Genomic DNA, 13364 nt, shown 5'->3' on the forward strand with positions numbered 1-13364 from the left:
GCATGAGGCGGTTTGGTATCTCCCCCCGCAGGGCGACACCGAAGGGCCACACCTTCATCACCTGCACAGCACCACATCAAGAAGCCCTACCTACATCGAACTCCCTTCCGCGCTCGTGGCGCACCCAAAATCCTCCCAAAGCCTCACTCCCAGAGATCAACAACGCTCACCGTGCTCGACCACAGCAACGACCGCGGAGATCGGATAGACGCGGGCTGCCAAGGACAATCGGCCCCGTGCGCGGGCAGGCGAACCCACCCGCGCACCGTCCCGGGGATCGATCACAGGACGAAGCCCTAGACGTTTCCACCCCGGTTGAGCCAGCAGCGGACGGATCCGCCGTCGTAGACAACGACGTAGTCGGACTTGCCGTCGCCGCTGATGTCGCGGAAGGTCGATTCGTCGCCGGAATACCCGGTCTCGTTGGCGAAGTACCGGTGTTCGGTGAAGCCGCCCTCGCCCCGTCCGCCGTTGTTGATGTAGGCGTGCACGGCCCCCTTGGGGCCGACCATGAGGTAATCGGCCTTGCGGTCACCGTTGACGTCGGCCAGCCGCAGCTTCTCCCGGGATCCGTAGGGAACGCCGGGCGCCCAGTTCCGGTGTTCCTCCCAGCGCCGGCCGTCGTCGGTCAAGAGGTTGTAGTAGGCGTGCACGGACCCGTCCTCGCCGACCCGCAGGTAGTCATCGCGGCCATCGCCGTTGACGTCCGCGAACCGGATGGCCTCCGGCGGAACGTCGTCGAGTGCCAGGTCGACCCCACCGGGGCCGAACCACGTGATCTTCCCATCGTGCACACCCATGTTGAGAGCGATCGAAGCCTCCTCGCTGGACCCGCCGGGCGGGGTCTGGACGAAATCGTCGTCCCGATCCCCGTCCAGGTCAGCGAAGTGCACGTCCCAGCCCGGATGCCACGCCTGGTCGAAAGCGTCCGGGGGATCGGTCTTCACCTCCACCCAACGCGGGTTGCCGGGCGCGTCGCCCGGGCGGTTCAACGCGATGCGCAACGTCTGCGACGCCTCGTTGATCCGCACGTAGTCGTCCCGGCCATCACCGTCGAAGTCCGCGAGATCGGTACGCCCATCCGGATGATCCATACCCGGAGCCACCACGCCCAACGCACGCCAGCCCGGACCGATGCCGTCGTCACCGTCACCCGGGTCAGGCGATTCGCACTTGGTCGGCTCCCGGTTCGGGTTGGGCTTCTCGATCCATCCCCGGTCAGCGGCCTCCACAACACCGTCGTAGAAGTCCCCTCCGAGCTTGGCGTAACCGTGGTCGTTGGGGTGCGAGTCGGTCTGCAGGCCATCGTCGACCTCGACGTCATCGGTGTCCACCAGCAGGACATGCTTGCCCCGCTTCTGGAAGTCGGCCACGATCCCCGGTAGCTCCGCGTTGAAGGCGTCGATGCGCGGCTGCATGCCCGCCTTCGCGGTCGGGATGACCTTCGCGACCACCACCGCGGCCTTCGGAGAATCCTCCAACGCCTGCTCGATCAGGTCCTTCATGCGCTGCGGAGCCGAGGAAAGCTTGTACTCCTGGTCGAAATCGTTGGTCCCGGCATGCAGCGTGATCACGTTCGGCTGGTACTGGGGAACAGTGCAGTCGGCGATCGACGCGATCTCGTCAATGCGCCAGCCCGGATGGCCCTCGTTGTCCGGGTCCGGCATCGTCCCCGCCCGCGACGAGCCGACGAAGTCCACCTGATCCGGACCGAACCTGGTCTTCAGCTCGTCGTTGAGCTCATCGCGATAGCCGTTGTTGTCCGAACTCTCCCGGCCGGCAGTGATCGAATCGCCCAGCGGCATCGCCCGGATCTCCAGCTCGTTCTGACCGTCCCCGACCTTCTCGAACCGCCACGGATGCGCCCCGGGCTTCATCCGGACGGTGTCGAGAAACACCTCGTCGTCATGAGCGGGCCCGAGACTCACAGCCTCGTTGGAGTAGGGGTCGAGAATGTGTCCGTCGCTGAACGACCAGTCTGAACTCTTGTCATCAACGTCGCAGGAACCGAAGCCCACCAACACGCGCCCCGCACGATAGAGGCAGCCCTTCTCCATCTTGAGCTTGAAGGTGCCCGAGTTCTTCCCGAGCACTACTTGGAACGACTCCTCGGGCCAATCACCTTGACTCGGGGCAAAATGGGGAACATCGGTGTTGTTGTCCGTCCTCACCAATTGCCGCTCCGACCCGTCTTTCCCGATCGAGAAGAGCCGGTAGCTGTAGCCGGGGGTCAGTCCTCCGCATCCTTCCGAGCTCGACGCAGCAGCCTCGCCCGATCGACCACACAAGAGCGACATTACTATCAGAATCGAGATATGATCAGAAATAGCCCTGCCGCGGCCGAAGAAGAAGTTCCAGAGGGTCGCATCGCTGTAGAAGGTGAAGTCCAGCTCACGGTCCACACTTCTTCCGATATGAGTGGGCTCTCCAGTCCTGACAATATATCGCTGAAGCGAGAGCGGAACATTGGTGGGCTCAATGTTAAAGTCGCCCAACACCCGCCAATGCGAAGTGGGCATGCGACTGGCAGCATAGGATCGCGCCCTGTCGACGATGCTCCCGACATCGGCACCGGCATCTTGAAACCCAGGATATGTGCCCGCGTAGCCATGAGCATTGAAGAACCAGGTTGTTCCAATAAGCACGCCCATGATCGGTCGCGAGTTGACGTCGCTGTGGACCGCCAACTGGACCGCATCGTCCACTCTCACCCGGCTGACTATCGCCATGCTGTTGCGCTGCTGACCAACGTCCATCCAGTAGAGGTAGTAGGTCCTTCCAGCGATCTCATACTCGAATTCGGCGATCCCACGACCATCCTCACCGAACCGACGGTTGGTGTATCTCGCACCAGCGGGCTCTTCCGATCCCGCCTCCTGCAGTGCCAGCACGTCCACGTCATTGCCGAGAACGTTCGGGATGTCGTCAGCCCATCGGGACTGAGGCGAACCGCCGATCCCATCTCGCTGCCCCTGCATGTTCCACGTGCTGGTCACCAAACGTCGTCCGTCACCGTCATCCGCAGCCGCCGTCGGCGCAGCACCAGGGATAACAACGCTGCCAGACCCCACAACACACAGAGCGACGAATGCGGCTGTTGTTCGACGTAGCCACCACAGCGGCCACTTGTCGCGCTTGCGGCCTACCGACCGTCCCCCAGAGAAACGCAATGCACCCACCAGATTCCCTCAGAACTTGCGAAGGGGCGAACCGCCGATCGATCCCCCCGCACGCAACCGTCAGTCTCGCTGCACGCTACCGAATCGATTCAAGGAGCGATACGGTATTTCCACTAAAACCACGCCTCGCACGGCGATCTCACCCGAACAGATCAGAACTGTGCCCCAGCGGCCGAGTTGGAACCGGCACTGGAGTGACGAAAATCTTGCCCGCTCACACTTACTGAGGTGATCTCAGTGAAATGGGTCGGGGTGTGGGAGGCGTGTGAGCAGGGAGTTGTGAAGACAGGACGTGGGGTCCTGGTAGAAGAAGGTCTCGCTACAAGATCATCTTCATTACCAAGGACCCCACGTGACTACCTATACTGCCACGCTCGATGTCGACGACGAACTCTGCCACTACCTGACGCGGCTGCTGGCCGCCGAACGCCGCCGGCGCCTCACCCCGCGCGGGCGGCGGGCGTTGACCCCGTTCAAACAGGCGGTTTTGGGGTTGCGCTCGTCATAGGTCAAGCGCTGTCCCGCCGGCCCAGTGGTGAGATCGGCCGTCACCAGCGCATCCAGTAATGCCGAGTCCTCGAACGGGAACTCGGCCAGCTCGTCGGACATGCCACGCTCGGCCGCCTCGAACCGCGCCCCGGAATGATGTGCGACGCACGACGTCGTCGGGCTCTTCCAACGCCGCTTGCACCGCGCGCAGGGTGCGCCAGTGCCCGACCATCCACTCGTGCAACGTATTGCCACCGGGGTTCCCCGTCACGAGGCCGTCGGCACCGTGGTACACACTGAGTAGCGCGGCGGTGCGCTCGAGTCTCCGCTGCATCGGTGACATCGCCGCGATGGCCTGAAGGTACGCCTCTTTGGCCGGGTGCGAGTGAGAGCGCTCCGAGGTTGTGGACCTCGCCGGCGGTGACGTCGACGCGGCGCCAAGCGGTGTCGGGTGGCAGCGCCTCCTGTTGAGAGACGAGATCCGACCCCAGTGCCCGCCAGCGCGCCACTATCAGGTCAGGCTGCGCAGCCCATTCTGTGAGCATCTCTTCCTGCTCCGGAGTGGGTACGACTCCCGGAGGATATTCAGCCGTCAGGCCTTCGCAGTGCACGACCGCGCCGTGTGCCTCGCGCTCCGCGATGATGCCACGCAGCTGGCGGTAGTAGGACTGGACAGCGAAGTGCTGGGTGCCCACCGCGGTGATCTCCTTGCCGTTCTTCTTATGACGGTAGGTCATAACGGCAGTTTCGATCACTCTTCGGCGCCGACGCACACCCACATGCGCCGGTTTTGTCTTGGCCACTGGGAAAAATCCTCCTCAATCAGGACACAATCTACTGTGGAACAGTCTTCGGGCCGCAGTATTCGCCTGCGGTGGAATCCGGGATGCGGCGTCGTCAGGGGTCGCCGCCACTCCGTTGTGGCGGCGACCCGATCATGGCCTGGCTCCCTGGGGTCGAGGGGCGGTGGACGATGCCGGCTACAAGGTGCGGATTCACCGGCTCCTCGCGGGTTGGTGAATCCGAGGCCGCGGCTACCGACGTAGCCAGCACGATCAGAGCAAGGCCCGCTCGGCGTTCACGCGGTCGGCGTTGTCGTGATCGTCGGCCATGGTGTACTGCTGGTGGGCCTCGGTGTAGTAGTTGCGTGCGTCGCCGACGTCCGCAGCGTGGTGAACACTGCCAGGCGGTGCGCCGCAGCATGGGAGAACTTCGCCGAGCGGTTGGAGAAGCGCCAGGAGTCGATGCGGATGTCGTCCTCGTCGGAGGGAGCTTGAGATTCCCGGCCGGTCTCGGGCCCGCGGCCGGTGTTCGACTGATCCGTCGTCAGCAGTCGAACACGTCCAGCCGATCAACGGGCCCGTCGAGATTCCAGTGGTGCGGTCGAATACCGGAAAAGAAAACCGTGCGCGAAATCTAGCGAATCGGAAGCGTGGCCGCGGGTTGAAGCGCCTGTTGGGCGCTGGCGCACTGGCGGCGCGCTGCCGCTCATCGCTTCGACCGCCTGGGGGCGAAGACCTCCAGCTGGACAAGGACTCCGCGCTGACCTTGCCTTGCCGGAAGTGTCCTCCGCGCAGGCCATTTGGCGTATTTGTACTCGTGCAGGATGAAACCAACCAGGGTCATGAAGACATCGTGAAGAAGGCATGAACCCACGTCGAGGATGCTTCGTTCAGAAGGTATGAGAAGCCGATGCTTGGGAGTGCGGACATGATGGCAAACGATCACGGCACGGTGCTCGCCACCATGGTCTTCAACCTGGTAGCCCCGGCGGGAGTGATCGCGCCGGTCGGCGTGGAACTGCGGTACGACAGCCGCAACCCGTACGAGGTCGGCATGAAGTTCAACGCCGGCAAAGCTGGTGAGGTGGATTGGGTGATCGCCCGCGACCTGCTGGCCGACGGGCTGGTCGCCGAGGCAGGCGAAGGCGACGTGCGTATCCGCCCCCGCCTGGACTCTTCGGGGTTGGTCGTGATCGCGTTGAGCGCGCCGTCCGGGCAGGCCACCTTCGAAGTGAACGCCGAGCAGCTTGCGGACTTCCTGAACGACACCTACGACGCAGTCGCACCCGGCGACGAATACCGGTGGATGAACGTCGACGAGACGCTGAGCCGGCTGCTCTCGCACAACCTGTAATGGCCCAGCTCTTCCGAAGCGCCGCACGCCAGGCGACCGGCCGCGGGACCTGGCGGCGCTGAAAACCTGAAAACTCCGCCACGCTGCGCGTTCGAGCCGGGACTCCACCCAGCCCGGAGGCGCAGCGCTGCATGCGGGGAATTCGTTGCCGCCGGGAGACCCAATGCCAGCGGACGATCATGGACGCAATCTTCTGCCTAGTGTCCCGGGGCCTGATTGATCTTGTTGTTGACTGGGGTGGTGGAGTATCGCTATGTCGCGGATTTGCCCAGGAGCTCGACTAACCCCGGACGAGGCTGACCACATGATCAACCGAACCCTGCTGGCCGCACCTTCATCCTGGTGAGTTCGGCGTCCCCGGCATGACCGCCGTGTACCCGGATCGCCACGTAGCGCGCGGCACCTCCCAAGCGCACTGTCGTGCTCCTGCGGGAGGTCGGTGGGGGCGCTGGCGTGTACGCACGCCCGTCGGTGCTCGTTTCGACGGTGACGGCGGGCGGCAGCCCGTCGGTCCATGTCAGTTCGACCTCGCCGAGTTGCCAGACCGCGCCGAGGTCGACGACCATCCGGCCGTCGGGGCCCGGGTGCCAGGAGGTCCGCTCGTCACCGTCGACCGCTGCGCTCGGTGCGGACATCCCCGGGGGCAGCGGTTCGGTCGGGAACGTTGTGGCCCCAAGGGCGAGATCATCCTGTGTGTAGGGTCGGGTGTTGCGGGCCTCGATCGTCACCGTGTGGCGTCCCGGCACCGCCACGTGGCGCGGTGGCTCCCCGGCGGGCTGCACCTGGAGGCGCAGTGGCGGTCCGGCGGGTGCCGTGAGCAGGAGTGTCGCGGCGTCGGCGACGGTCGCCTGTAGCCCGGCGGGCAGATGCGGCCCTGCGGCGGCGCGCACGGTAAACCAAGCCGGTTCGACCCGTCCTTCCGCTTCGGCCAACGACATCGTGAGTTCACTGCCGGCCTTCGTGATCACCTGAACGCCACGGTAGAGCGAGACGGTGCCCCCGGCGTCGGGCAGTGCGACGGTCCCGCGCACCGCCGAGCCGGACAGATTGAGCATGACGAGGTATCCGTCGACCACGGAAGTGCGCACCGCGGCGGCACTGGACGTCGGACGCGGTGCCGTCGCCGCAGTGGCCAGGGTGCGCGGATCCGGGTGACATTCAACTTGCAGGGGTGCCGCGCTGCCGCCGGAGAGCAGGATCTGGTCGCCGGTCACGATGATCGGGTTCGGGGAACCGGTCACGACGAACCCGGCACGCCCATCGACGTTGAGCCAGTCTCCGGTGGTGCTGACCGCCGGTCGCGGGTAGGTCGCCGCCGCGGTCCAGGTATCCCCGTCCTGCGAGGTCTCGATGCGGTAGTACCGTCCGGCCGCAGCCTCCCACACGATTTTGACGCGGTCGAACCGCTGTGCCGAGCCAAAATCGACGGCGAGCCAGCTGTCGGTACGCGGGCGATCGGCCGTGGCGACCGCCCAGCGCGTGGTCGCGTCGCCGTCGGTCGCGTACTTCGCTTCCTTGCCTGGCGCCGCTGACGAGGCGAACGCGGTAGCCGCGCGGGCAAGGTCGGTCCTGCCGGCGCCATCGCGCACTTCGAAGGACAACACCGAATAGCCGTACGCCGGATCCGGTAGCACGCCGAGCATCCGGACGTAGCGTGCCGTGACCGCAGGGAAAGCGACCTCGTCGGTCCGGCCGCCGCCGGGCGGGGACCCGGGAGCGACCGGGACGGTCACGGTCCCCTCGGCGGTGTGGTAACTGCGTTTACCGTTCAATCCCGGAATGCCAGGCATGTCGAGGTTGTAGACCGACACGACGCCCTCTCCCGAAGCCAAGCCGGTCGTCGCGTATACCGCGGCGCCCGAGGGCAGCGTGGCAAAACCGGCGTAGCCGTTGTCGAATTTCAGCACCGCTGCGGTCGCGTCGAAACCGTCCCGCACCTTCGTCCACGTCGCGGCGTTCCGCTTCAGTATCTTGAGCGCCGTCGACGGCAAGAGCATCGGCGTCGCACCGCTTACGACGAACAGCCAGTCGTCGTGATGGGGCTGCCAGGCGAACTTGACGAAGCCCGGCTTGCTCACCGCCGCCGTCCACGCGTAAGACGTTCGGTGCGCCATCAATCCGGGCCCCTCACCGAAATCGCTGACGCCTATCGCGTACGCGTCGAACTCGGCCTGGCTCACTGCCTGCACCGGGCCACCGTGACTCGCGCGCCACTCGTGCAGCAGGTAGCTGATCGCGATTTCCGCGCGGGCCTCTGGCTCGTACTTCGGCTCACCGGAGAACTTCGTGATGCGATCGGCCGGCGGGTATGCCTGGTAGGGCTCGAGCCGCTCGGCAAGCTGCACCTCGGCGCGTGCGGCGTAACGGTCGCCGAGGACTTGGGCGCGGAAGGCGAGCGGGAGGACGTCGCGACCGTAAAGATGTTCGCGGTCCGCCACCATCGGCATCAACGGTTCGCCCGCGTCGCTGGCCATCAGCAGCATAGTGCGCCACAGCCGCTCGCCGTTCGGCTGCGCGGTGAGCACCTCCGGCAGCGGCTGCCCTGCGAGCAGGAAATGCATCGCGTTGCGCCCTGAGGTGCGCCACAGCTCCTCCTGATAGTGCGGGCCGAACGAACCGTGGTTCTCGACCAGGAACGTGTCGTACAGGTTCTCGGCGGTGTTGGCCGAGATCGGCACGCCGTCCACCACACACGGGTTGGCCAGGTCCGCGACGGGCAGGCTCGTCTCGTTGCGGCTCCACTTACCAAACCACTCACGCCACGCCACGGCTTGCGGATCATCCGGCGCCCAAGCGATTCCCGGGGTCAGTGCCTGAGCGTAGACGCCCATCTCCTCTAACTTGGTGTCCCCGACGTGCCCCCCGGACAATCCGAGCGGCGTCCAGCCACTCGACAGCGGGTCGTCACCTGAGCCCAACCCCGCCGTATAGACCGCTTGGCCGATCGCGATCTTGTCTAGGTTCTCCCGAGTACCATCGTCCAGATCGCTCCAGAGTAGACGCCCGGCGAGCTGGAAATAAGACTGGAACGTCGTGTCGAAGTACAGTCGGCGCCCCCACTCGGTGCCGCCGGCGATTACGTTCGATGCGGCGAAGTGGCGGATCGTGTCAATGGTTTGCCGGTGCAGCACCTCCCGCTCGACCCCAGCGATCGTCGCGTCGTAGCCCTCTCTAGTCAGCAGGACGGCGTTGCCGAGAACCACGGCGAACGTGAAGTCCTTGGCAGGGTAGATTCCCGAAGCCGGGTCGAACTGTCGCTCGGCCCAGCGCGTGTGCCGCAGCAACACCCTCAGGTAAGTTGCCGCCACGTCGTCCGAGGCGCCCTGGCGTTGCGAAACGATCGGCCGCGCGGCCACGGCCCGTGCACAGGCTATCGGCGTCACCAATCCGGCGGCCACGAGCGCGAGTCCACCTGTGCCGGACGCCTGGAGAATCCATCGGCGAGAATGCTCAATACTCAATGTTCTCCGCCCCGTCGACAACGCTGTCAGCGACGATTACGTGATTCTGCTTCGTTCCGGCGCGGAAAGGCAATGCCGCAGAGCAAACCTGTCCGTTTTCAGACAACCGCACTTCCGGTCGGGGACGATCTGCGAGGCCCGAACTGGCGGCATACGACGCCTTTCCTCACTGGCCGCGAGGCTCCCGGCCCGTGGTTGGCCGATGAGCCCGCCGATGTTCGGGCGCCGCTACTGGACTTCCAACGCACGCACCGTTTCCGGCGCAGCTACGTTATCTGTAGCGCCGTTGTCTCTGTGAGGAACGTGGGTTTCGCGGCGTGACACTGCGCTTGCCGGAAACCCCATCCATGCTGGTCACGCCGCATGTTGGTACTCGTGCAGGATGCCGCCGAGCCGTTCGTGTCGGCGTATGTCGAGGCGGGCGATCCTTTCCGGATCGGCGATGGGCGTGGGCAGCCGGCGTAGCGGGGCTGCGTTCGCGATGCCCTGGTGTGGCCGGTGGCCGTTGTAGAACTGTTCGAACTCGCGCAGGGCGTGGAGCAGATGGCGCTGGTTCCAGATCAAGGTCCGGTCCAGCAGCTCGCGCCGACAGGTCTGCACCCAGCGTTCCGCGATCGAGTTCATCCTCGGCATCCGGACGCCGCTGAGCACAATGTCGATGCCCGCGTCGTTGAAGACTGCGTCGAACAGCTCAGGGAACTTCCCGTCGCGATCCCGGATCAGGAAGCGGGCTCGGCAGCCCGCGTCCTCGAGGTCCATGACGAGATTCTTCGCGACTTGGGCAACCCACGAAGCGGTCGGGTGCGAGGTGGCTCCCAGGACCCGGATCCGGCGACTGCTGTGCTCGATAATGGCGAAGATGTACATCCGTGCCCCGGACAGGGTGACCGTTTCCAGGAAGTCGCAGGCGAGCAGGGCGTCAGCCTGGGAGCGCAGGAAGTTGGCCCACGTGCTGAAACTCCGTTCGGGTGCCGGACCGATGCCGGCGTCTTTGAGGATCTCCCAGACGGTGGATGCGGCCACCTTCACTCCCAGAACAAGCAGTTCGCCGTGGAGTCGGCGATATCCCCAGCTGGGATTCTCCTTCGCCAGGCGTAGCACCAGTGCACGGACCGGTCACTCATCGGTAGCAGGCGCAGTATGGCGAACGTGTTCGTTACACCCAGGTACGCCAGTCGCAGCAGCACGGTCGATCATCATGCCGCGGCGATCACCAGTTACGCGAGAGTCCGCGCGAGCAGTCGCGGACAATATCCGCGACGCCGGCACACCAGCTCCCACCTGCGCGGATGAGTTTTCGGCAAGGGCAGGCCCTCACGCATCCACAGAGCCAGCAACCACAGCTGTCGTGGCGACAAGTGACGGGCCGCTGACCTGCGGACACAAGGCCGGTGGTCGCAGTGTGGTCGCATTCCGCGCAAGATAGACATACAGGCCCTTGACCTGCGGAAGCACCGTCCATCACACCCAAGAAGATGATCTCGATGGCCTCGAACCCCAACCGCGGCCGCATCTACCGACGTTGCGGATGCCGCGACCAGAACGGTCGGCAGCTCGGCCCGCACTGCCCCAAGCTCGCCCGCGGCAAACACGGACGATGGGCGTTCGCCGTGGACCTGCCCTCCATCACCGGCCGCCGGCGCACCCTACGCCGCAGCGGCTTCGCCACCAGAGCTGACGCCCAGACTGAGCTCAACCGCATCCTTGGCTGCGAACGCACCGGCATCACCATCGACGACCGCGAAACCGTCGCCAACTACCTTACCGACTGGCTCGCCACCAAGGCACTGACTCTGAAGCCGACCACGATGGCCCGCTACACCGACTACCTCACCAAAGACCTCATCCCCGCCCTCGGCGAAATCCGGCTGGAAAAACTCAGCCACCACCACGTCGCCCAGTTCATCCGCACACAACTCGATGCCGGACGCGGCCCCGTGACCCTGCGCCGCTGTGTCGCCACCCTCTCCAGCGCACTCAACGACGCCGTCCGACAGCGCCGACTCACCCACAACGCCGCCAAGTACGCCGCCATCCCGAAACCCGCACGACCTCAACGAATCTGCTGGACGCCCACCGAAGCCGTCACTTTCCTCCAGTTCTGCGCCGACATCAACGATCCACTGGCAGAGCTGTACGAAATCCTCTCGGCACCGGCATGCGCAAAGGCGAAGCCCTCGCCCTGCACTGGAACGACGTCCACCTCGACGGCCGGGTGCTCTACGTCCGCCAGACACTGTCCAATGTGAACAACACGACACCCGTGTTCACCACACCCAAAACCAAAACCAGCCTCGACTGGATCGGAATCTCCTCCCGGGTCACCACCGCTCTACAACGACAAGCCACCCACCAACACACCCAACGACTCGCAGCCGGAACCCCACGCAACCACGACGGGCTTGTGTTCTGCCGGGACGACGGTCAACCCCTACGCCCCGAATACGTACTCCGCCACTTCCACGACCTCACCGACGCAGCCGGCGTCCCCCGCATCCGCGTCCACGACCTCCGGCACCTCGCCGCCACCCTCATGATCGCCAGCGACGTCCCACTCGGCGTCGTCTCCAAAACCATGCGCCACTCAACCCTCTCCGTCACCGTCAACATCTACGGCCACCTAGCACGCCACACCGCCCACCAAGCCGTCGACGCCATGGCCGCCACACTCAACGCAGCCCAAGCCGCCTGACTCACGATCACACCAGGAAAGGATCAACTCGAATGCGACCACATTGCGACCACAACAGGGCCAAAAACGAAACCAGCGGGTTCACCTTCCGATGAACCCGCTGGTCACAGACGTCGGGCTGACAGGATTTGAACCTGCGACCCCTTGACCCCCAGCATGTCCACAAGAGACATTAACCAGCGAAAACCCAGAAACCGCAGGATAATCCGGTGCTGCCCGCTACCGTCCAGCGCAGTACAACGCGGTTCAGACCAACACGCTCCTCCCGCTTTCCTCTCATCGCCAGCGTCAAAACGGATCACTTGAACACCACTCGGTGCGGATCCCATCGCACTGGCCCGAGCTCGCCTGTCCACCCACCTGCTGACACCAGGACGCGGACGTCAAGCCAACATGGTCAGCAAAAGCCAGTGATGAAGAACGCCGATCCCGCTCGAGCCATCTCCACTCATGCGAAGCCGACGCCGAACTACAGGCTCATCTGGCGCTGTGCGAGGAACCGTCCGCGCATGCGCGGGGCCGACGCGCAGGGCCCGCACCACCGAGCTGGACCGGGTTGGCCCGCGCCAGCCTGGACCTGCCTAGCAAGCCTGACCTCGACGGCCACCCGGTCCTCGACCATCAGCACCCCGGTCGCATGCTGAACTGCCCGACGTACTGGGCTGCATCGCCCCGGCAACCGCGCCCTGCTGCAACACTGCCGTTTGCCTATCGCCGAAGCCGCCCCGCCTACCTGCACACCCCGGTGCAGGCGCTGCTGGACGGCAAACCCTGGCAGCAGCGGATCCGCTACGACCAAGCACGCCAACTCCTGCAGCCCCTGACCACCTCCAGCTTCATCGTGATCAGTTATCTGTCCGCGATGAGGCGCTCACACTGCGGCGCGGCTGTATCCGACACGATCCGATCACCCAGCTCTGCTGGACGGCCGGAAACGGAGGGCGCGGTGGATGCCAGCGGCGCCAAACGCGCCGAAGGCGAGCACCGCGAGGACCCGTGAGTGGTGGTCGAACCAGTCGCCCACGCGGTCGCCGTGCTGGTGGCGCCGCACGGCCAGCCGCTGTTGCTGCCCACCACCGTGACCCCTACCGCAGACCACCGTGCTGGCGCAGAGCCGAACCGACAAAGCCCGCACGAACACTGTGCTCACCAAGGACATCTACAGCTTCGTCGACTGGGTTATAGCAGTGCCTACTGCCGGCAGCCCGGCCGAGCCCAGGACATCCCGTCCGACCCGAGTGGCCGCCGGATTTGCCCCTCGCGATTCCGCCGCACCCTGGCCTGTGCGCTTGAGCGGGTTGATCCCGCACTCGACAGCGTGGCGATGCTTGTAGGTCTGCGCATCGAAGGTCAGTGGCCATCCGCCCCGGTTGCCTTGTTTCTTGCGGTTTCCGGCGCGGTTTTCGC

General features: G+C 65.1%; 9 protein-coding genes. 6 read left to right on the top strand and 3 right to left on the bottom strand.

The window, feature by feature from the left end; all coding sequences use genetic code 11:
• Nucleotides 1-296 precede the first annotated feature (296 nt).
• Nucleotides 297-2996 carry a GDSL-type esterase/lipase family protein gene (locus E1288_RS41015; protein WP_132494066.1) on the bottom strand — a complete coding sequence of 900 codons (2700 nt, stop codon included), beginning with the start codon at nucleotides 2994-2996 and terminating at the stop codon, nucleotides 297-299.
• A 535-nt stretch (nucleotides 2997-3531) separates the two neighbouring features.
• On the opposite strand from E1288_RS41015, the gene E1288_RS47560 reads away from it, so the two are divergent.
• From E1288_RS47560 to E1288_RS41030, 3 genes are all read left to right on the top strand, one after another.
• Nucleotides 3532-3687: a hypothetical protein gene (locus E1288_RS47560; protein ID WP_165968532.1), complete on the top strand. Its 156-nt coding sequence runs from the start codon at nucleotides 3532-3534 to the stop codon at nucleotides 3685-3687.
• A 1078-nt stretch (nucleotides 3688-4765) separates the two neighbouring features.
• On the top strand, nucleotides 4766-4945 hold the full coding sequence (locus E1288_RS41025) for a hypothetical protein (protein ID WP_132494067.1): 180 nt from the start codon (nucleotides 4766-4768) through the stop codon (nucleotides 4943-4945).
• A 433-nt stretch (nucleotides 4946-5378) separates the two neighbouring features.
• Entirely contained in the window at nucleotides 5379-5804 is a 426-nt protein-coding gene (locus E1288_RS41030) for an SsgA family sporulation/cell division regulator (RefSeq protein ID WP_132494068.1), read from the top strand.
• A gap of 308 nt (nucleotides 5805-6112) precedes the next feature.
• Here the strand turns inward: E1288_RS41030 and E1288_RS41035 are convergent, their stop codons facing one another.
• Together E1288_RS41035 and E1288_RS48345 are read right to left on the bottom strand one after the other, a co-directional pair.
• Nucleotides 6113-9202, bottom strand: coding sequence for a discoidin domain-containing protein (locus tag E1288_RS41035; protein WP_132494069.1), 3090 nt, complete (start codon nucleotides 9200-9202; stop codon nucleotides 6113-6115).
• Nucleotides 9203-9619: 417 nt separating this feature from the next.
• Entirely contained in the window at nucleotides 9620-10366 is a 747-nt protein-coding gene (locus tag E1288_RS48345) for an integrase core domain-containing protein (RefSeq protein ID WP_235884163.1), read from the bottom strand.
• Between the two features lie 374 nt (nucleotides 10367-10740).
• Here E1288_RS48345 and E1288_RS41045 point away from each other — a divergent pair, with 374 nt between their 5' ends.
• The 3 genes from E1288_RS41045 (at nucleotide 10741) to E1288_RS41055 (ending at nucleotide 12957) form a co-directional block, all read left to right on the top strand.
• On the top strand, nucleotides 10741-11514 hold the full coding sequence (locus tag E1288_RS41045; RefSeq protein ID WP_132494070.1) for a site-specific integrase: 774 nt from the start codon (nucleotides 10741-10743) through the stop codon (nucleotides 11512-11514).
• Complete coding sequence (locus tag E1288_RS41050; protein ID WP_132494071.1) at nucleotides 11424-11957, top strand: site-specific integrase; 534 nt, start codon at nucleotides 11424-11426, stop codon at nucleotides 11955-11957. The genes E1288_RS41045 and E1288_RS41050 overlap by 91 nt, the downstream gene beginning before the upstream one ends.
• 637 nt (nucleotides 11958-12594) lie before the next feature.
• Entirely contained in the window at nucleotides 12595-12957 is a 363-nt protein-coding gene (locus E1288_RS41055; RefSeq protein ID WP_132494072.1) for a hypothetical protein, read from the top strand.
• The last annotated feature ends 407 nt before the right edge of the window (nucleotides 12958-13364 follow it).

Source organism: Saccharopolyspora elongata, assembly GCF_004348985.1.
GTDB lineage: Bacteria > Actinomycetota > Actinomycetes > Mycobacteriales > Pseudonocardiaceae > Saccharopolyspora > Saccharopolyspora elongata.

Bases quoted from the DNA above. Each gene is read 5' to 3' on its own strand.
- E1288_RS41030 (WP_132494068.1), top strand. From the start codon at position 5,379: ATGATGGCAAACGATCACGGCACGGTGCTCGCCACCATGGTCTTCAAC.
- E1288_RS41055 (WP_132494072.1), top strand. From the start codon at position 12,595: ATGCTGAACTGCCCGACGTACTGGGCTGCATCGCCCCGGCAACCGCGC.
- E1288_RS41045 (WP_132494070.1), top strand. From the start codon at position 10,741: ATGATCTCGATGGCCTCGAACCCCAACCGCGGCCGCATCTACCGACGT.
- E1288_RS41050 (WP_132494071.1), top strand. From the start codon at position 11,424: ATGCGCAAAGGCGAAGCCCTCGCCCTGCACTGGAACGACGTCCACCTC.